At 58.5% G+C, this 19,465-nt stretch carries 20 protein-coding genes; 12 read left to right on the top strand and 8 right to left on the bottom strand.

Features of this window, described 5'->3' with window-relative positions; genetic code table 11:
• Positions 1–337 precede the first annotated feature (337 nt).
• The 6 genes from E0486_RS13320 (at position 338) to E0486_RS13345 (ending at position 5,438) form a co-directional block, all read left to right on the top strand.
• Positions 338–2,182 (top strand): 2-oxoacid:acceptor oxidoreductase subunit alpha, encoded by a 1,845-nt coding sequence (locus tag E0486_RS13320; RefSeq protein WP_131852672.1) that lies wholly within the window; start codon positions 338–340, stop codon positions 2,180–2,182.
• Positions 2,183–2,393: 211 nt separating this feature from the next.
• Positions 2,394–2,777, top strand: coding sequence for a hypothetical protein (locus E0486_RS13325; protein ID WP_131852673.1), 384 nt, complete (start codon positions 2,394–2,396; stop codon positions 2,775–2,777).
• A 160-nt stretch (positions 2,778–2,937) separates the two neighbouring features.
• Positions 2,938–3,306: a hypothetical protein gene (locus E0486_RS13330; protein WP_131852674.1), complete on the top strand. Its 369-nt coding sequence runs from the start codon at positions 2,938–2,940 to the stop codon at positions 3,304–3,306.
• A gap of 13 nt (positions 3,307–3,319) precedes the next feature.
• Complete coding sequence (locus E0486_RS13335) at positions 3,320–4,120, top strand: class I SAM-dependent methyltransferase (RefSeq protein WP_131852675.1); 801 nt, start codon at positions 3,320–3,322, stop codon at positions 4,118–4,120.
• 84 nt (positions 4,121–4,204) lie between these two features.
• Positions 4,205–4,777 carry an SRPBCC family protein gene (locus E0486_RS13340; protein WP_131852676.1) on the top strand — a complete coding sequence of 191 codons (573 nt, stop codon included), beginning with the start codon at positions 4,205–4,207 and terminating at the stop codon, positions 4,775–4,777.
• A gap of 19 nt (positions 4,778–4,796) precedes the next feature.
• Positions 4,797–5,438, top strand: coding sequence for a hypothetical protein (locus E0486_RS13345; protein ID WP_131852677.1), 642 nt, complete (start codon positions 4,797–4,799; stop codon positions 5,436–5,438).
• Positions 5,439–5,508: 70 nt separating this feature from the next.
• Here E0486_RS13345 and E0486_RS18915 read toward each other — a convergent pair whose 3' ends face one another.
• Positions 5,509–5,742 (bottom strand): hypothetical protein, encoded by a 234-nt coding sequence (locus E0486_RS18915; RefSeq protein ID WP_165917329.1) that lies wholly within the window; start codon positions 5,740–5,742, stop codon positions 5,509–5,511.
• A 277-nt stretch (positions 5,743–6,019) separates the two neighbouring features.
• On the opposite strand from E0486_RS18915, the gene E0486_RS13350 reads away from it, so the two are divergent.
• From E0486_RS13350 to E0486_RS13360, 3 genes are all read left to right on the top strand, one after another.
• On the top strand, positions 6,020–6,703 hold the full coding sequence (locus tag E0486_RS13350; RefSeq protein WP_131852678.1) for a hypothetical protein: 684 nt from the start codon (positions 6,020–6,022) through the stop codon (positions 6,701–6,703).
• Between the two features lie 169 nt (positions 6,704–6,872).
• A complete protein-coding gene (locus E0486_RS13355; RefSeq protein ID WP_131852679.1) occupies positions 6,873–7,331 on the top strand; it encodes a WapI family immunity protein in 459 nt (152 codons plus the stop codon).
• An 865-nt stretch (positions 7,332–8,196) separates the two neighbouring features.
• Entirely contained in the window at positions 8,197–8,658 is a 462-nt protein-coding gene (locus E0486_RS13360) for a transposase (protein ID WP_131852680.1), read from the top strand.
• 277 nt (positions 8,659–8,935) lie between these two features.
• On the opposite strand, the gene E0486_RS18920 is transcribed toward E0486_RS13360, so the two are convergent.
• Positions 8,936–9,103 (bottom strand): hypothetical protein, encoded by a 168-nt coding sequence (locus E0486_RS18920; RefSeq protein ID WP_165917330.1) that lies wholly within the window; start codon positions 9,101–9,103, stop codon positions 8,936–8,938.
• Between the two features lie 177 nt (positions 9,104–9,280).
• Between E0486_RS18920 and E0486_RS13365 the strand changes: the two genes are divergently transcribed.
• Entirely contained in the window at positions 9,281–9,718 is a 438-nt protein-coding gene (locus tag E0486_RS13365; RefSeq protein WP_131852681.1) for a nucleotidyltransferase, read from the top strand.
• A 13-nt stretch (positions 9,719–9,731) separates the two neighbouring features.
• Here the strand turns inward: E0486_RS13365 and E0486_RS13370 are convergent, their stop codons facing one another.
• Positions 9,732–10,970 carry a Pycsar system effector family protein gene (locus tag E0486_RS13370; protein WP_131852682.1) on the bottom strand — a complete coding sequence of 413 codons (1,239 nt, stop codon included), beginning with the start codon at positions 10,968–10,970 and terminating at the stop codon, positions 9,732–9,734.
• 222 nt (positions 10,971–11,192) lie between these two features.
• On the opposite strand from E0486_RS13370, the gene E0486_RS13375 reads away from it, so the two are divergent.
• Positions 11,193–12,059: a hypothetical protein gene (locus E0486_RS13375; RefSeq protein WP_131852683.1), complete on the top strand. Its 867-nt coding sequence runs from the start codon at positions 11,193–11,195 to the stop codon at positions 12,057–12,059.
• 27 nt (positions 12,060–12,086) lie between these two features.
• Positions 12,087–15,734, top strand: a complete 3,648-nt coding sequence (locus E0486_RS13380) for a BamA/TamA family outer membrane protein (protein WP_131852684.1) — start codon at positions 12,087–12,089, stop codon at positions 15,732–15,734.
• Positions 15,735–15,856: 122 nt separating this feature from the next.
• Here the strand turns inward: E0486_RS13380 and nth are convergent, their stop codons facing one another.
• The 5 genes from nth to eno all read right to left on the bottom strand — a co-directional run bounded on the left by nth (position 15,857) and on the right by eno (position 19,318).
• A complete protein-coding gene (nth, locus tag E0486_RS13385) occupies positions 15,857–16,519 on the bottom strand; it encodes an endonuclease III (protein WP_131852685.1) in 663 nt (220 codons plus the stop codon).
• 33 nt (positions 16,520–16,552) lie between these two features.
• Complete coding sequence (locus E0486_RS13390) at positions 16,553–16,792, bottom strand: hypothetical protein (protein WP_243697441.1); 240 nt, start codon at positions 16,790–16,792, stop codon at positions 16,553–16,555.
• 70 nt (positions 16,793–16,862) lie between these two features.
• Positions 16,863–17,183, bottom strand: coding sequence for an FtsB family cell division protein (locus E0486_RS13395; protein ID WP_131852687.1), 321 nt, complete (start codon positions 17,181–17,183; stop codon positions 16,863–16,865).
• 75 nt (positions 17,184–17,258) lie between these two features.
• Positions 17,259–17,849, bottom strand: coding sequence for a GNAT family N-acetyltransferase (locus E0486_RS13400; protein WP_131852688.1), 591 nt, complete (start codon positions 17,847–17,849; stop codon positions 17,259–17,261).
• A 185-nt stretch (positions 17,850–18,034) separates the two neighbouring features.
• The gene (gene eno, locus E0486_RS13405) at positions 18,035–19,318 is read right to left on the bottom strand and encodes a phosphopyruvate hydratase (RefSeq protein ID WP_131852689.1); all 1,284 of its coding nucleotides are present in this window, start codon (positions 19,316–19,318) and stop codon (positions 18,035–18,037) included.
• Between the last annotated feature and the right edge of the window lie 147 nt (positions 19,319–19,465).

Below are 19,465 nucleotides of genomic sequence, written 5' to 3' on the forward strand. Positions count from 1 at the left end.
TTGTGGAACCATCCAATGAAAAGCCAAAACAATCCAATCCTTCGAAAAGAACCAATCCGCTGTCCTGAAAAACCCCAATGATCCGTCATCCTATGAAAGATCGGCAGGCCTCTCCCGATTCCGACCTTAACAGAATTTGAAAATCCGTCCACTATGACGGCCTGCACCGAACCTGAAATCCCCGCTTTGTGCGGGGATTTTTGGTTCCTGATGGCGAACGGGGAGCGAGGAATAGCAAATAAGGAAGCAGAGGGGGCGTTTTGCCCTCCTTCGATAATCTTAAATCCTTGTTCCGGGTTCGCTATTCGCCGCGGAGCGGCGTACCTTTGCGGCCACTATGGAACGTAAGCAAGAGCTGGTACAAGATGTGGTCATCAAGTTCGCCGGGGACTCCGGCGACGGCATGCAGCTCACCGGTACCCAGTTTACCAATAATACCGCGCTGCTGGGCGTGGACCTCTCCACCTTCCCCGACTTCCCCGCCGAGATCCGTGCCCCCATCGGCACCCTCCCCGGTGTTTCGGGCTTCCAGCTGCACTTCTCCTCCAACTCCATCCACACGCCCGGCGACGCCTACGACGTGCTCGTGGCCATGAACGCCGCGGCGCTCAAGGTGAACCTGAAGCACCTCAAAAAGGGCGGCAAGATCATCGTGAACGTGGACGGCTTCGACGCCAAGAACCTGCGTCTGGCCAACTACCCCGATGGGGTCAACCCGATCGAGGACAACTCGCTCGAGGGCTACGAGGTCATCCGCATGGACGTGACCAAGATGACCCGCGAGGCCCTCAAGGAAGACAAGCTGGGAACCAAGGAGAAGGACCGCGCCAAGAACATGTTCGTGCTCGGCTTCCTCTACTGGATGTACGGCCGCAACATCGACAGCACCGAGCAGTTTCTCCAGGAGAAATTCGCCAAAAAGCCCGACATCCTCGAGTCCAACCTGCGCGTGCTCCGCGCCGGCTACCACTACGGCGACACCACCGAGACCTTTACCACGCAATATGTAGTGGAAAAGGCGAAAATGGCGGTGGGCTCCTACCGCTCCATCATGGGCAACCAGGCGCTGGCCTACGGCCTCATCGCCGCCTCGGTGAAGAGCGGCCTGCCGCTCTTCCTGGGCACCTATCCCATCACGCCGGCTTCCGACATCCTCCACGAGCTGTCGAAGCACAAGAATTTCGGCGTGCGCACCTTCCAGGCCGAAGACGAGATCGCCGGCATTTCAGCGGCCATCGGCGCGGCCTATGGCGGCCAGCTGGGCGTCACCACCACCTCGGGGCCGGGCATGGCGCTCAAGACCGAAGCGATGGGCCTCGCCCTCATGCTGGAGCTGCCCCTCGTGATCGTGGATGTGCAGCGCGGCGGCCCCTCCACCGGCCTGCCCACCAAGACCGAGCAGAGCGACCTCCTGCAAGCCGTGTACGGCCGCAACGGCGAAAGCCCGATGCCCGTGCTGGCGGCCAGCACGCCCTCCGATTGCTTTGAAGGCGTGTACGAAGCCTGCCGCATCGCCGTGGAGCATATGACCCCCGTGATCTTTCTTTCCGACGGCTACATCGCCAACGGGGCCGAGCCCTGGCAGTTTCCCAACACCGAGATGCTGCCGGCCATTCATACCGAATTCAAGACCGAACTCGGGCACAGCGAGCCGAAGTTTCAGCCCTACCTCCGCAACGAGAAAGGCGTGCGTCCCTGGGCCATCCCCGGCACGCCGGGCCTCGAGCACCGCATCGGCGGCCTCGAAAAAGAGAACGTGACCGGCAACGTGAGCTACGACCCCGAGAACCACCAGACGATGGTGCGCCTGCGCCAGGAAAAAGTGGACAAGATCGCCGACTACATTCCCGGGCAGGAGCTCGATAACGGTCCCGACACAGGCAAAGTGCTCGTGCTGGGCTGGGGCTCCACGTATGGGGTGATCAAGACCGTCGTAAAAGAGCTCGTAGACGCCGGCCACGCCGTGGCGCATGCGCACCTGCGTTACATCCGCCCCTTCCCGCGCAACCTGGGCGAGCTGCTGAAGCAATACGATACCGTATTAATACCGGAGATCAACAACGGCCAGCTGATCAAACTGGTGCGCGACCAGTTTCTCATCGACGCCAAGGGCTTCCACAAGACCAAGGGCGAGCCGATCATGCGGGCGGAACTGCTGGAAGAGATCAAGAAATACCTCTGAGCCTATCGAACAAGGAATCATGAAGTGCCGGGGCGATGCCCCGGCATTTTTGTGGGTGGAAGATGGAGGGAACCCGCCCAGGCCGGGACGTCGCTCTTTCGGTGGATCGACAGGCGGACGCCCGCAATGACGCTGCGCGTCTGCCTCCACACAAACCTCCGTATCTTAGCCCCGGGCGCGGCTGCGCGCCGTCTTCTAAAACCCTTTGACTATGCGTTACCCCATCCTCTTAGGCCTCGCGCTCCTCGCCGCCGCCTGCGGCGACAAAACCAAAACCGGCACCGCAGCGAAGCCCAAAAGCACCTTCGCCGGCACCTGGACCTCCGTGCTCGATAAAGACTCGCTGCCCGAGCCCGGCTACCACGACACGCTGCAGTTCAGCACCGACAGCGCCTTTTCGATCCGGGTATACAACGCCAACGGCCTCGTGCAGGAAACAAAAGGCACCTACCGCTACGATACCGTCCGCAAGGCCCTGCTCACCTTCGCCCCCACGGGCAACGGCGCCTTCTTTGTGCCCCAGCAGGCGCACGACACGCTGCGCCTCCTGGATGGCGAAGGCGGACAGATGACCATTCGCCGGATTGGCGATTAAGAAGAGTTAAAGAGTGACGGAGGGGGAGTACTTGAATAATAGAATAGATGATTACTAGAATATTTGAGGGAGGTACTCCCTTTACAATCATGTACTCATGTAATCATGTTCTCAAGTATTCTCCTATCTTCCCTGTTCCGGTCTCACCTCATTTCTTTCCATGACACGAATTGCCTTCTTTCTCCTCCTGCTTTGCGCCGCTTGCAATACCACCCCGGGTGCGGACCCGGTGAGCGGCGCCTGGACCTCGTACTTCGAGAACAACAGCGCCCTGCCACCCGACTACCGCGACACGCTCCGCTTCTTTGGGAAGGACTCCTTCTCCATCCGTATTTATACGGGAGGGAAGTTGCAGCAGGATACCCGGGGCACGTATCGCTACGATGCCAAGAAGCGGACGCTGAGCACCGTTTCGCCCCGCGGCCCCATCAACTTCAGCGTGCTGGTGCTGCAGGCCGACACCCTCCGGATGCGCGACGCCACCGGCACCGAGGCCGTCTTCCTGCGTGCCGACAAGCCCCGCAAATAAGTACCTTGCCGCCATGGCAACCACTCCCGACTACGTTGCGGTAAACCGCGACTCCTGGAATAACCGCACCGAGGCGCACCTGCGCTCGGACTTCTACGACGTGCCCGGCTTCCTCCGCGGCGCGTCTTCGCTCAACGCCATCGAGCTCGAACTGCTGGGCAACGTCGCCGGCCAGTCGCTGCTGCACCTGCAGTGCCACTTCGGGCAGGACACGATCTCGCTGGCGCGTATGGGCGCCGCGGCCACGGGTGTGGACCTCTCCGACAAAGCCATCGACGCGGCCCGCGGCCTCGCCCGCGATGCCGGCACAGACGCCCGCTTCGTGTGCTGCAACCTGTACGACCTGCCGCAGCACCTCGACGAAACCTTCGACATCGTCTTCTCCTCTTACGGCACCATCGGCTGGCTCCCCGACATTGATCGCTGGGCGGCCCTCATCGCCCGCTACCTGAAGCCCGGTGGCCGCTTCGTGTTTGCCGAATTCCATCCCTTCGTGTGGACCTTCGACGACGACTTTCAAAAGGTGGCCTACCGCTACTTCAACAGCGGTCCCATCGTGGAAACCGAAAGCGGCACCTACGCCGACCGCGACGCCCCTATCTCGCAGAAGTACGTGTGCTGGAACCACGGCCTCGCCGAAGTGATCGGTGCCCTGCTCCGCAACGGGCTGGCGCTGGAAGTGTTCAACGAATACGACTACTCGCCCTACAACTGCTTCCGTCATACGGTGGAAGTGGCGCCGAAACAGTTCCGCATCGAACACCTGGGCGACAAGATCCCGATGCTGTACGCGCTGGTGGCGCGGAAGGGATAGCCCGAAGCATTATTTGCGCATTCCGTTCCTTCTTCTTTTCTTGCCGCCTGCGCCGCATCCACCGGCGCGCTCCAAACACCGCTTATGAACCTCCTTGTGACCATCCTCCTCGTTGTAGCCGGCCTCGTCGCCCTGCTGTTGCTCCTCGCGCTGTTCCTGAAGCGGAGCTACCACGTAGCCCGCGAAGTGGTCATCGGGGCCCCGCGGCGGCAGGTATTCGATTTCCTGAAGCTGCTCGAAAACCAGGAGCGCTTCAACAAGTGGGCAAAGACCGACGCGGACCGCAGGAAGGAGTTCCGCGGCACCGACGGCACCGTCGGCTTCGTGTATGCCTGGAGCGGCAACAAGAGCGCCGGCGAAGGCGAAAAGGAGATCACGGCCATCGTGGAAGGGGAACGGATCGAAACGGAGCTCCGCTTCGTAAAGCCGATGCGCGTGACCGCCTATGCCCACATGGCCCTGGAGTCACTGGCGGAGGAGCAAACCAAAGTGGTGCTGAGTAACGGCGGGAAGCTGCCCTTCCCGCTGAACGGGCTCCTGCCCCTGTTCGAGCGCAACTTTGCCCGCGACATGGACGAGAGCCTGGCGACGCTGAAAAGCCTGCTCGAAGAGCAGTATCGCCAGCAACGCCCCGCCACTTGCCTCGTTTCGGAATAACACGGTTCCCTTCTTCCCTATGAATAAGACAAGCGTACAGGACAAACTGGCTTCATCGCTCGACCGCCGCGACGAAGCGCCCAACGTGGAACTGGCGAAGGTCATTGCTGGTGCGAAAGATACGGGTGCCGTTAAAGAGCTCGTTGACCTGCTCTCCGGTAAAAAGAAAGACCTCCAGGCCGACAGCATCAAGGTGCTGTACGAGATCGGCGCGATCGATCCCGCGCTGATCGCTCCGTACGCGCAAACCTTCATCGGCTTGTTGACGCATCCAAACAACCGCCTGCAATGGGGCGCCATGACGGCGTTGAGCAGCATCGTGGGCGAAGTGCCCGATGCGATCCACGCGGCCCTCGGCACTATTGTAGCGGCCGCCGATGCGGGCTCCGTCATCACGAAAGATCATTGCGTCAACATCCTCGTGGCACTCGGCTCGATGGAGCGCTATGCGGCCGACGCCTTTGCGCTGCTCAACGAGCAACTGCTCCGGGCGCCGGTGAACCAGCTGCCCACGTACGCGGAAAAAACGCTGCCGTTGGTGAACGATGAAAATTGGCCCACCTTCCTGCAAACGCTGACCCTGCGGCTGCCCGATGTGGAAACCGAGAGCAAGCGCAAGCGGTTGGAGAAGGTGATCCGGAAGGGGACGGGGAAAAAGTAGCGGGGGCTCAGAAAGGCCCCGCCTGGCCGCGGACGGGCCCGTTCCGCGTATTGGCTGCGCCTGGTAGTTTTTATAACTCATTGATCCGGAGCAGAGTAGGGGGCGTTTCGGGCTTGGAAAGGCCCGTTCGGGTTAAAACTGCGCCCGTTTCAACAAAATAAGGCCCCGTTCCGGTGTAATAAGCCCGCGTTTCACCAAAATATGGCCCCGTTCCGTTGAAATATGCGCCCGTTTCAGCTACAAATGCCCGCGTTTCAGCCATTTCGGCACCCGTTTCAGTCATTTTTGCGCCTGTTTCACCCAAAATCGTCCGCGTTTCAGTTCCGGAGTGCTCCGTTCGTGTGCCCATCCTGTGGACACGAATAAATGCGGTTTGGGGTATTCAGCGCCGCGAAGCGGTGCCATCCGGGTAGCCGGCGGGCGAAGTCCGCCGGAATGGATGGCGCGCAACGAAGCAGCCCCGCGAAGCGGGGCTATCCCGATTACGTCCGGCGCAGCCGGGCGGCCGGACGGCGCAGGAGGAAAAAGATATTTTCGGTTCTGCGTAGTCGTTTGTACCTTTTATATTCAAACTAAAATTTATGAGAAAAGTATTCTGGCGCCGTCATGGCGCAGCCAAAGCGGTGCTCACCTGCCTGGAAGATTACAGAACTCACTGGGAACGCAACGCCCACATCACCGAATCGGCGGACAGCATCGAGGACCTTACTGGGGCCATCAGCGCGGCCGCCCAGCGGCAGGGCGACAACCAGACGCCGGGCCACACCAACGACAAGAACGACAGCCAGGACGCCATGCTCGAGGCCGGATTCGGGATGTGTATGAAGCTGAAAGTGTTTGGCCGGAAAACGAAGAACGCCGTGTTGCTGGCCGACTGCGATTTTTCGGAAACTTCCTTTTCGGGCGGCACCGACGAAGAGCAGATCGAGCGCTGCGAGCGCATGACGCGCCTCGCCACACAACACCTCGACGCCCTGGCCACGTACGACATAACGGCCGGCGACGTAGCTGCCCTCAACAGCCTCATTGAAGCCGTGAAGCCCAAGGAAGGCAAGCGCGACGCCGTGGGCGCCCAGCGCACGCAGGCCACCGCTTCCATCCCCGACCTGATGAAGGCCCTCTCCGCCAAGCTCCGCGAGCTCGACGAAGAGATCGAAGCCTTCATGACGAAGCCCGAGCAAAAGGAGTTTCGCGAGACGTATTTCATCGCACGGAGGGTAAAGGATTATAAAGGGAAGGGAAAGAAGGTGGAGGCTGCGGGCTGATACCGTAGAAATACAAAGCCACCGGGAGGTGGCTTTTTTGTGCGCTAGACGCAACGCGCTATAAAAATTGCGCGGTCGTTTGTGATTGGCGGGCAAGGAGTTAGGAATGGGGTATATTCGTTTGATAGCGTAAATGCTAATGTTAGGCGCTATACAGTAACAGTCTTCTATGCAAAGAGATACTAGAGAAGGGTTCGAGTTTCGGGGAAACGACAATTACCTTGCTCTGACCGTGCAGCGTGTTTTCGATTTAATGCATCAAACTCCGGCATTAGACGAATTCCACATCCTGACGAAGATTGATATTAAGTGCAGCGGCTTTTCTGCATCGAATACAGCATTGATTTCGAGCGCATCGTATCGCGCTTTTTTCAAAAACCTTCAAGTTAACTATGCAAAGTTGGATGGCACTGCGTCTCTAACATCCTACGGCAATGATTTTCACCTCCGTCTATCGGTAAATTCATCTGGTCAAGTACTGGTAGACGGGATGACATCAGTGGGCGCCGGAACATTTAATGGTCAAAATGTTGACTGTAAACTCAAATTTGGCCTATTAGGTAATCAATCGAGTATCAAAGGAGTTTTAGAAGGACTTCATGACATCAATCGTCTTTTTGAGAGGTAGTTGGTGCGAGCGTCCTCCAGATGTACAGCGCCTAACATGATTATTGCGCTATGGCCTGCGAACACTTTGAAAGGTTGTACAGTCATTGTCGGCCACAGCGCAAAGCCCTGGTCGTTGTGCGCCATCGGGCGACCTCACTATATTCGACGTGCATGACACTAGTACGTAACTATGCGACCATTGGGTTAATCTTCACACCAATTACAATAGTTCTAATTGCTCTAGCGATTATGTTTTTCGCGTTTCCCTATAATTATTTTGATGGAAATAAAATGGTAAACTGGGCGGGCGCAATGTTTCCAATCGCGCTAATTGTCTTACTACCAACAGACATGTTTTTTCGTGCGTTCTTGAGTAAGGCGATAATACGGCTATGGATATTGGAACTTTCTGGTTTAGCCATATTGACAATCTTTGCTATTGTCGCTGTCTGACAGACGACGGCGCCCAACAGAGGCTCCTATGTAAAGGCAAATGTTGAATGAGCCAATTATTTTTTGGTGCTTCATATATGATGATTGCAAGCGGCGTGGTGCCGCTTTTTTTGTGGCGGCAATCATCGTTGAAGAAGCGTAAGCCGGGCAGGCGCTGCTTCGTGCAACGCGGAGGCGGGACAGCACCGGATGCGGCGAACCTGCAATCTTTTTGCCCGTGCGTTGGTACCGCGCTGGAAGGGCGCCTGTCGGTAATGCCGGGCGAAATGAAATCCATCCTTTTGCCGTGGCGCGTAGCGCCGCTACGTGCCCCGTCGCATCCACCACGATGAGAAAAACAACAGCCCGCCTTCCGGGAAATCCCTTCCGAAGCTGTTGTTTCTCACAGGGCCGCGCAGGGCCTTGCAGCTAGCTTCGGGAAAAGCTTTTCAATGGCAAACACCTTCAGGCAATCGGCCGTACACACCGTCTTTGCCCCCAGGTACCGGCAAGCGCTGATCCTTCCGGCGTTCCGCGAGCCGGTTCAGCGCTATATGACCGGAATGATAAAAGGTAAGGAGCACCTGCCCATGGCGATCTACGCCATGCCCGACCACGTGCACCTGCTGATGGCCATTTCGATGAATAGGGAGCCGCGTAAGATCCTGCAGGTGCTGAAGGCGGAATCCTCCAAATGGATCAACGAGCAGGGGTTTCTGCAGCACAAATTTGAGTGGCAACGGGGCTATGGTTGGTTTCATGTCCACGCAGGCGGCATCGACGCCGTGGCTGGTTACATCCGCCAGCAGCCGGAGCAGCACCGCAAGATCTCTTTCCTGGAGGAATACACCGGGTTGCTGGACGAAAACGGGATCGACTACGATCCGCGCTACCTGTTTACCGAACCCGAATAGCCGGAGCCGGGCACGTAGTGGCGCTACGCGCCACCACGGGGCGTCGCTGCACTGCACGCCGGTGATGAGAAAAACAGGAGCCGCCATCGGGCACATCCCGGTCGACCGGACCTGCGTTATCGGTGCATCGGGCCTCAATCAGCGATCCCGGGTACCTGGTGGCGCTACGCGCCACGAAAATCAATCGTTTTTAGGAGGCTGTCCGGAGCTTCTTTCCGCCACGACTTCACAGCGTTGATCGCAATGCTGGTCGCGCACAGGGCTGAGTGCCTGATTTTTACCCGCCCCACACATAACCCGCAATGAATGCCAGCGCCGCCGCGATGAGGCCGGATAGGAAGATCGTGTAGGAGATCCGGAGGTAGCGGTACTTTTCGGTATGATTGACCCGGGGAAGAGTAGTCCTGAAACAGGTGAGTGCGGCCATTCCGGATGCGACTTCCATGGACTGATTCTTTTATCGTCGGGGGGCATTTCGTATCTTTGAGTATGCAACGGGTAATCACAATCACATCACTAAAAGACCGTTCGAGCGACTTTGCTTATTGGTCCGCGCAGCCCGTTTCCAAACGTCTCGAGGCCGTGGAGATTCTTCGTCAACAGTATATTAATTTCCGGAAAGATGTTCAGCCCAGACTTCAGAGAATTTGTCGCATTGTTAATCGCGCACAAGGCTGAGTACCTGATTGTCGGAGGTTACGCAGTCGGTATTCATGGCCATCCGCGTTATACCGGTGACCTCGACATTTGGTTGAATGCTACTCCAGAAAATGCGGAACGTATCATTGCCTGCCTGAACGAGTTCGGATTTGGCTCTTTCGGATTAAAAGAGGCCGACTTTACAAAATCAGGCAATGTCATTCAGCTCGGCTATCCTCCACTGCGGATCGATTTGTTGACATCTATTGACGGGGTGTCTTTTCCTGAAGCCTATCAAAACAGGAAAATGGTTGCTATTGACGGACTGCAGGTCGCTTTCATCAGCTACCAGGACTTACTTCGAAATAAAGCGGCATCCGGCCGTCCGAGAGATATGGACGACATCGACCAACTCAGTTGATGTTACCTAACGCTTACCCACCCCACACATAACTCGCGATGAACGCAAGCACCGCCGCGATCAACCCGAACATGAAGATCGTGTAGGAGATGCGCAGGTAGCGGTACTTCTTGGCCAGCACGAGACCTAAGTAATACGTGTCCTTGATCAGCGAGCTGTAGATGTACTCGCGGTCTTTCAGCAGCTCATTCATCGCCCACTGGTATTTGTCCAGCTCCATGCGGTGGAAGTTGCCGAAGAAGAGGAGGTTGGTGCGGCGGCTGCGGATGTCGTCTTCGGTAAACGATCCTTTGTTGATGGAGGGGCGCGTAGCCAGCACGGAGAAAATGATGGTGAGCACGCACACGATGGCCAGCAGCAGCGTGGGCAGGGCCAGGTGCGGGTAGTATTCGAGGCGGCCCAGCAGCACCGAGAACATGATGGAGATGATGATCGAGTTGACCGAGATCATGATGTGGGCCTTGCTGTCGGCCTGCGAGGAGAGGTGAATGTGGTTCTCCGAGGTGAGCTTGAACATCGTTTGCACCGAGCGCTCGCGTTCCTTGTCGGCCTTCTGCGCCATCGTTTGCTTCTTCGGGTCGTTGAGCTCGGCGGCCGGCTCGAAGGTGTAGGGCGAGACTTCGAGCTCGGGGGTCATCTTCACGCCTTTGTCGCCCTGCTTTTTGCGCAGTTGCCGCAGCCACTCCTGCTTTTGCGGCTCGCGGTGCTGCTGCGCGTAGTCGGTAAAGTATTGGTGCGTTTCGAGAAATTCGATGTTGCGCTGGCGCCATTCCTTCTTGGAAAGTTCCTTGCCCAGGTAGGCTTCCTGCTCGGTGCGCAGCTGGCGGCTCATCTTCCCGAAGTCGGGGCCACCGAGGTGGTACAGGTCGGCGTCGCACATGATCTTCTCCACCGTCGACAGGGGCGACTGTGGCATACGCGTTGCTTGTATGCACGACGATACCCGCTGGATCGTTTCGTCGTCTACACCCTGCTCCTGCAGAAAATGGGTGATGTGCCGGATGCTTTCCTTTTCATGCTCCTCGGCTTTGCCGCTGCTGAAGCCGGTATCATGAAACCATGCCGCCAGCAACAACACAAAACGGTCGTCCTCACTCAGCGGGTATTGCATCGAGAGCTCCTGCGCCGCTGCCACTACCTGCTCCGTGTGCTCGAGGCTGTGAAAAACGAAATCCGGTTTCACCTCCTCGCGGAAGATGTGCGTTACCCGTTCCTGCGCCGCCTGTAATATGTTCAATTGTTGCTCCGTCATAGCCGTACTGTTTCCTAATAAATCTCAAGAATGCCTGACACACTATATAAAATATCGTTCCCTCCTACGCGCTGCGCGCTACGGCGGGCGGAGCCTCGCTCCAACCGCTTTCTGCTGAACGGCCTCCGGATGCTCGTTTCATTAGTTCTACAGATGGGCTCCGGATTTCTACAATTCTGCAGTATGCGGTGCCTTGTCCGCCGAAGCCTTGGCGCAGGCGGATTGATATTTCTGCTCAGCAGTTGCCAGCTCTTCACCAATCCCCATTCGCCGGCGGGCTACGTGCTGCCGCGCCCCGAGATCCACTTCCTGGGCAAGAAGCTCAGCGAGGTCTCCGGGCTCTTCTATTTAAAAGGAACATCGTCGATGCTGGCCATCGCCGACGACAAGAAGCACGTGTTCCGTGTATACACGGACGGGACCGTCGACGACTTTTATACCGAGGAGTTCGCGCCCAGCGCCGACTACGAGGACGTGCTGCAGCTCGACAGCACCGTGTACGTGCTCGCTTCCGACGGCACCCTCTTTGCTTCCCACCGCGCTGATAGCGGCCTGGTAACCGAAACCTACCACCTCGAGGTGCCCCTGCCGGAAACTGTGGAGCGGGACGCCGAAGGCAAGCCCAAAGAAGGCTCGGTGGATTTTGAAACGATGTATTACGATTCCTCGGCCCGCGGGGTGATCCTGCTGTCGAAGAACATCAAGGGCGAGAACAATACGGGTGTCCGTACGGCCTGGCGCTTCGACCCCGCAACCCGCCGCTTTGACCCGAAGCCTTTTTATACGATCCGCCAAAAGGACGTGGCCGACGTGCTGAAAGACGGCAAGGCGCAGTTCAAGCCCTCGGCGGCGGCCTTCAACCCGCTGAGCGGCCAGCTGTTCATCCTCTCCTCCGCCGGTCACCTGCTGGTGATCACCAACGGGCGCGACAGTGTAGAAGCGGCGTACCGGCTCAACCCCAGCTTTTACCCGCAGGCCGAGGGAATAGCTTTTGCAGAGAACGGGGATATGTATATCTCCAACGAGGCCAAGTTGGGCAAAGCCACCCTGCTCCGTATCCCCTACGGCCGCAAAGGCAAGCGCCACTAGGCCGTTGGAGCGGAAAAACAAGCACCGATGAAAAGGATTTTTTTGAGCTGGGCCCTGCTGCTGCTGACCGGCGTCCTCTGGGCGCAAACCGATTCCGTACGCCACCGCATCTTCCTGCTCGGCGACGCCGGCGACCTGGCGCCCGACGGCCGCCAGCCCACCGGCGACTGGCTGCGGCGCAACGTGGACTGGAACGACGAGCGCAACATGGCCATCTGGCTCGGCGACAACATCTACCCCCTGGGCCTGCCCACGGAAGGCGAAGCCGACTTCAAGGAATCCAAGAAGATCCTCGACTACGAGATCGACCTCACGCGGGGCAAAAAGGCCCGCGCCTACTTCATCCCCGGCAACCACGACTGGATGAACGGGAAGATCGGCGGCTGGCTGCGCGTGCAGAACCAGGTAGACTATATCAACTCACTCCAACTCAACAATGTGGAAGCATGGCCCCGCGGCGGCTGCCCCGGCCCGGAAACCATCGAGGTGGACAGCCAGCTGGTGGTGGTGCTGATGGACAGCCAGTGGTTCCTCTACATCCACGACAAGCCCGGCCCCGGCTCCAACTGCGCTTCGAAGAGCATCGAAGACTTCACCACCGAGCTCGAGGAGGTCATCCAGACCCATCCCAACCAGCTGGTGGTGCTGGCGATGCACCACCCCATCTACTCGCAGGGCGTGCACGGCGGCGCCTATACCCTGAAGCAGCACATCTTCCCGCTGGCCGAGGCGATCCACGGCCTCTACATCCCGCTGCCCGTGCTCGGCTCAATCTATCCCATTGCCCGCGGCGTGTTCGGCAACGTGCAGGACTTCAATCACCCCGTATACCGCGCCATGGCCAAGGCCATCGAGGACGTGCTGAAAAAATATCCCAACACCATCACCGTGGCCGGCCACGACCACAGCCAGCAGCTGCTGCGCAAGCCCAAAGACAGCCTCTACTATATCGTGAGCGGCGCCGTGGCGGAACTGACGCGGATCAAAAAAGCCAACGACAACCTGCTTTATGGCAGCGTGCAGAATGGCTTCGCCGTGCTCGAAGTACTCAAGAGCGGCAAGGTGAACGTGCGCTATTACAACGCGGACAGTCCGGGCATGGAAGCTCCGAACTTTTCCAGGGAACTCTTTGCCATCCGGAAGCAGCCCCTGCCGCCGGTAGATACCATTTATGGCCCGCTGCCCACCTCCATCACGCTGGCTGCCAACGCGCGGCTTGAACGGAAGGGCCTCCGCACGCTGCTCACCGGCCAGAACTACCGCGCCGAATGGACGACGCCCGTGACGGTGCCGGTGCTCAACATCAGCACCGAGCAGGGCGGCCTCAAACCGGTGCGCCTGGGTGGTGGCAAGCAAACCCGCTCCCTGCGCCTCGAAGAAAAGGACGGTCACGAGTGGGCCCTGCGCTCCATCGAGAAGTTCCCCGACGCCGCCATCCCCGCCGACCTGCGCCAGACCTTCGCCAAGGACATCGTGGAGCAGGGCATCTCGGCGTCTTATCCCTACGCTTCGCTGTCGTACGACCCGCTGGCCCGCGCAGTGGGCATTCCCGTCATCCGCCGCAAGCTCGTGTATATTCCCAACGACAAGCGGCTCGGCCGCTTCAACGCCCAGTTCTCCAACGTGCTGGCGATCCTCGAAGAGCGCGAGCCGGTGGGGGTGAAGAAATCGTACAATACCGAAGACCTGCTGTTCCGCCTGTTCAAGGACAACGACGACCACGTGCTCCAGCACCGCGTGCTGCAGGCGCGCCTCCTCGACATGTTCATCATGGACTTCGACCGCCACGAGGACCAGTGGCGCTGGGCCACACAGGATACGGGCAAGGGCAAGCTCTATTACCCCATCCCCCGCGACCACGACCAGGCCTTTTTCGTCAATCAGGGCCTCGTGCCCTGGTTTGCCCGCAAGCCCTGGTTCCTGCCCGAAGTGCAGGGTTTCCGGGCGCATGCCGACAACATCAAGACCTTCAACCGCGTAGCCCGCAATTTCGACCGCTTCTTCCTCAACGAGCTCGACGAGGCCCAGTGGATGCGGATGACCGACGAGTTTCTCCAGCAGATGACCGACACCGTCATCAACGAGGCCCTGCGCCAGCAACCCGTAGAAGTACAGGACAAGAACATGGAGAAGATCATCAGCACGCTCAAGGAGCGCCGGAAGTATTTCCGCGAGGAGATGCTGGCCTATTACCGTTTTATTTCAAAGGAAGTGAACGTGTTGGGCTCCAACGATCGCGAGGAGTTTCGCGTACGCCGCCTCGAAGATGGAAAGGTGCACGTGCTGGTGCAAAGCCTCAGCAAGGAAGGCGTCGTCAAGGGCCGCATGTATGAGCGTACCTTCGACCCGAAGGTGACCAAGGAGGTCATTCTCTACGGCCTCAGCGACGACGACCATTTCTTTTTTGAAGGCGATGGCAACAGCGGCATCAAGGTGCGCGCCATCGGCGGCGCCGGCTCGGATTCGTTTGTCAACAATACGCTGCACGGCTCGCTCCGCGTATACGACGCCACCTTCGAGAACAACAAGCTGGTGGGTGTCAGCAGTGCACAAAGCAAGCTGAGCAAGGATCCGCAGGTAAACCGCTACAACCGCCTCGGCTACAAATACAATTTGTTCCGGCCCGGCCTCACCGCGGCCTACAACGTCGACGACGGCCTTTACCTCGGCATGTTCCTCGAAAGCGTGCGCCAGGGCTTCCGCAAGGAGCCGTATAAGAGCCGCCACTACGTGAACATCAGCCACGCGTTGGCCACCAACTCGTCCCGTTTTCGCTACGAGGGCGACTTCACCCAGGTGATCGGCCATGAGGACCTCACCATCCGCGCCGACATTCGTGCCCCGATCAATGTCACGAACTTCTTCGGCTTTGGAAACAATACCGCATTTCTACGGACGATGCCCGAAGGCGAGCGCTTCTACCGCGTGCGCTACGACATCTCCGACGTATATGTGCTGCTTCGCCGCCAGCTACAATCGTGGATGCGGATCAACTACGGCCTCAGCTTCCAGTATTTCCGGGTGCACGAGCAGCAGAACAAGGATCATTTCATAGATAGGTCGGGCATCCCGGGCATCGACTATGGAACCCTGTATAAAGAGAAGTTCTTTGCCGGCCCGCATTTCAAGCTCGACATCAACACGCAGAACAACAAGATCATCCCTACGCGCGGCCTGCTGATGGACCTCAACGTGCGCCCGCTGATCGGGCTCAACGACCAGAGCCATACGGTCACCCGCGCCGACGTGGACATGCGGATCTATTCGAGCCTGTTCAGCTACCCGCGCTTCGTGCTCGCCGAGCGCTTCGGCTACGGTCGCGTGTTTGGCAAGACGGTGGAGATCCCGCAGGCCTATTACCTCTCGGGTATCAACAACCTGCGGGGCTATCGCCGCGACCGCTTTGCGGGCAAGAGCGTACTGTACCTGCAAAGCGAGATGCGCTTCCGCATCGCCGACTTCAGTACCTACCTGTTTCCCGGCTCCATCGGCCTCCTGGGCTTCTTCGACGTGGGCCAGGTAAAGTACCCCGACGATCCGCCAAAGGGCTGGTTTGCCGGCTACGGCGGCGGCATCTGGGTCGCCCCGGTGAAGCGCTTCGTGGTAACGGGCATGCTGGCCTGGAGCGCCGAGGAAAAAGCGCTGCCGCTGATTACGTTCGGCTTTCCATTCTAGGAAAGATTTTAGGTCGGAGGACAGCAGTGGTATGTCGCGGCCGCCCGGTCCGTCGTTGCGAGCGCAGCGAAGCAACGACGATCGCGAAAGGGGCACGTGCAATCAGGATAAAGGGGCAGGTGTCACTTGCGCTTTACCACTTCCGCTTTCATCACTTTCTGAAAGTATGGGCACAAGGGCTTGAGGCCGCATTCCTCGCACTTGGGCCTCCGCGCGACGCACACGTAGCGGCCGTGGAGGATCAGCCAGTGGTGGAACTTGTATACGAGCCCGGTCGGTACGTACTTAATGAGTTGCTTTTCGGTTTCGAGCGGCGTTTTGGCGCGGACCGTCAGGCCGAGGCGGGCCGATACGCGGAACACGTGGGTATCCACGGCCATGTTGGGCTGGTTGTCGACCACGGAGGTGATCACGTTGGCGGTTTTGCGCCCGACGCCCGGGAGCTGCACCAGCTCGTCTACGGTCATGGGGATCTCGCCGGCGAATTTTTCTTCCACCATTTTAGCCATTCCCATCAGGTGGCGGGTTTTGTTGCCGGGAAAGGAGATCGACTTGATATAGGAAAACAGCTCGTCGTATTCGGCGGTTGCGAGGGACGGGATGTCGGGGTAGCGCTCGAAGAGGGCGGGGGTGTGCATGTTCACCCGCTTGTCGGTGCATTGCGCCGACAGGATGACGGCCACCAGGAGCTGGTAGGGATTGTCGTAAAGCAGCTCGGTTTCCGGGTCGGGCATGGCCTCTTCAAAGTAGGCGATGACGTGCTCAAAGCGTTGCTTGCGGGTCATTGCCGCAAGATAGCAAGGGGCCGGGTTGTGTGGTTAGTTGCGGGTAGAGGCGGCCGGGGAACTGGCGTACGCATACTTGAGCACATTGAGGATGACCTCGGTGCGGGGCGATTCGGTGATTGCGTTGAGGCGTTCGTGGGCGGTTTTGAGCACCGCGAGCTTTTCGCGGAGCGCCCAGCTGCGGGCCAATTCGGTATCAAGAGCAGCAGACTCTTCCTGGCTCATTTCATGGTAGAGATAACGCAGGAGGTCCTCCGGTGTGTACTGGTGCATAATCCTTATTTAGGTCGTGTGGGACGGTGCTTGGTGGGTGGTATGCAACACTAACGGCGTTACGGGGTGCTTATTGTGCGGGGGCGTCGCTGTTTTTCGGCTCCGCTACGAGGAAGAGGTCTTCATTGTCGCGTTTCATGCCGTAGCGTTCCCGGGCAAAGCGCTCGATGGTGGCAGGGTCGTGGCGAAGGTTCTCAGCAAACTGCCGCTCTTTCCCGATCTGGTCCTGGTACTGCTTTTTGGAGGTCTGCAGCTCCCGCAGCTCACGGCGGCGCTCCCGCTGGGCGAAGAAATCGTTGCGGTCGAAAAAGAGCAGCCAGAGCACGAAGGCCAGCCCGGCGATGAAGAATTTATTACGAAGAAAGGATGGGATACGGCGCAGCAGGCTCATGTTCGCGAATTCAGTAATACGAAGATAGAGAATCTGGAATCAATTAGCCGGTTAATGGATTAACCGGTTGATGGGTTATAATAGGCGCTCAAGCTTTGCTTTCACCTCCGGCCACTCATCGTCGATAATGCTGAAGACCACGGTGTGGCGGATGCTGCCGTCGGCATGGAGTCCGTGCTTGCGCAGCACCGCTTCCTGCACGCCGCCGATCTTTTGAACGGCCTTCTGCGAGCGCTCATTCTGGTGGGCCACTTCGAACTCCACCCGCTGGTAGCCCAGGGTTTCAAAGGCATAGCGCAGCAGGAGGTACTTGCACTCCTTGTTGTGCACCTTGCCCCAGTATTCGGGCACGTACCAGGTATAGCCGATGGAGAGCCGCTTCATGGCCGGCTCGATGCGGTAATAGCGGGTCATGCCCATCACGGCGCCTGTGGCGGCATCCCGCATCACAAACGACACCTGCATCCCGGTGTTGCGTTCGTCGAAGGCAGCGGCGATGTACCTGTCGAATTGCGCGTCGTAGGTATCGTTGACGAGGAGCGTCTTCGTGTATTCCCAGATGCGCGGGTCGCGGGCTAGGGCGCGGAGTTCCGCCACATGACTGTCGGCCAGCAGCTCGAGGTATACGTATTTTCCTTGCAATTGCGAAAGGTCGATCGGGATCATGGGGCAAAGCTAGGCGTTGAAGAGAAAGAGCGCAGGTGCCGCAAGCGGTACACATAGATTTATTATGATTCGATACGATTTTGATGACGCCCGCAAAAGTCTATCTGCGCTGATCTGAATAATCCTATAGAATCTGCGTTCATTGTCAAAAAAAAGCCCCTCTTGTGGAGGGGCTTTAGGCTTTATCATTTTCCGAATTTCAAACTCTTGCCGGGGTAGATCGCCGAGGGGCCGAGCAGCTCTTCTATGCGGATCAGCTGGTTGTACTTGGCGATCCGGTCGGTGCGGGAGGCCGAACCGGTCTTGATCTGGCCGCAGTTGAGGGCCACGGCGAGGTCGGCGATGGTCGTGTCTTCGGTCTCACCCGAGCGGTGGCTCATGATGGTGTTGTAACCGGCGTGCTGCGCCATCGTGACGGCGTTGATCGTTTCGGTGAGGGTGCCGATCTGGTTCACCTTCACCAGCAGGCCGTTGGCGATGCTGCGCTCGATGCCCTGGCCGAGGCGCTTCACGTTGGTTACGAACAGGTCGTCGCCCACGAGCTGCACGCGTTTGCCTACGGTCTCGGTGAGGTTTTTCCAGCCGTCCCAGTCGTCTTCGGCCATGCCGTCTTCGATGGAGCAAATGGGATACTGGTTCACCCAGTTTTCCCAGTATTTCACGAGCTCGTCGGAAGAGAGGGTCTTGCCGTCGCTCTTGTGGAAGGTGTACTTGCCGTTCTTATAAAGTTCGCTATTGGCGGCGTCCATGGCGATCATGATCTGCGAGCCCGTTTTGTAGCCGGCGGCCTCGATGGCCGTCAGCACCGTTTCGATGGCTTCTTCGTTGGAGCCGATGTTGGGCGCAAAGCCGCCCTCGTCGCCTACGTTGGTGGAATAACCTTTTTTCTTCAGCACCGACTTCAGCGCGTGGAAGATCTCCACGCCCCAGCGCAGGCCTTCGGAGAAGCTCGTGGCGCCCACGGGCATCACCATGAATTCCTGGAAGTCGATCTTGTTGTCGGCGTGTGCGCCGCCGTTGAGGATGTTCATCATCGGCACGGGCAGCGTTTTGGCGTTGGTGCCGCCGATGTAGCGGTAGAGGGGAAGCTGCGCCTCGTCGGCAGCGGCCTTTGCCACGGCCATCGATACGGCCAGCAGCGCGTTGGCGCCCAACTTTCCTTTGTTCTCGGTGCCGTCGAGCTCGATCATAGCGGCGTCGATTCCGGTCTGGTCGCTCACGTCGTAGCCCAGCAGCTCGGGGGCGATGAGCTTGTTCACGTTCTCCACGGCCTTCAGCACGCCCTTGCCCACGTATACCTTTTTATCGTCATCGCGCAGCTCTACTGCCTCGTGAATACCGGTCGATGCGCCGCTCGGTACGGCCGCACGGCCCAGGGAGCCTTCATCGGTAATTACGTCTACTTCCACGGTAGGGTTACCGCGGCTGTCCAGGATCTGTCGTGCGTATACGCCGGCTATTGAACTCATGCTGTAAGGAATTTTTGTTGCCCGCGAAAATAACGCATTTCCAGCCCCCTGTCCCCCGAAGGGGGCACTTAGGTACCTGTTTCTTTACAAGAGCAACCCGGTTTTCAGACCGGCATTAAGCGGGAGGCCCGGATCACAAAGTGATCC

It is taken from the genome of Flaviaesturariibacter aridisoli (genome assembly GCF_004343705.1).
GTDB classification, from domain to species: domain Bacteria; phylum Bacteroidota; class Bacteroidia; order Chitinophagales; family Chitinophagaceae; genus Flavisolibacter; species Flavisolibacter aridisoli.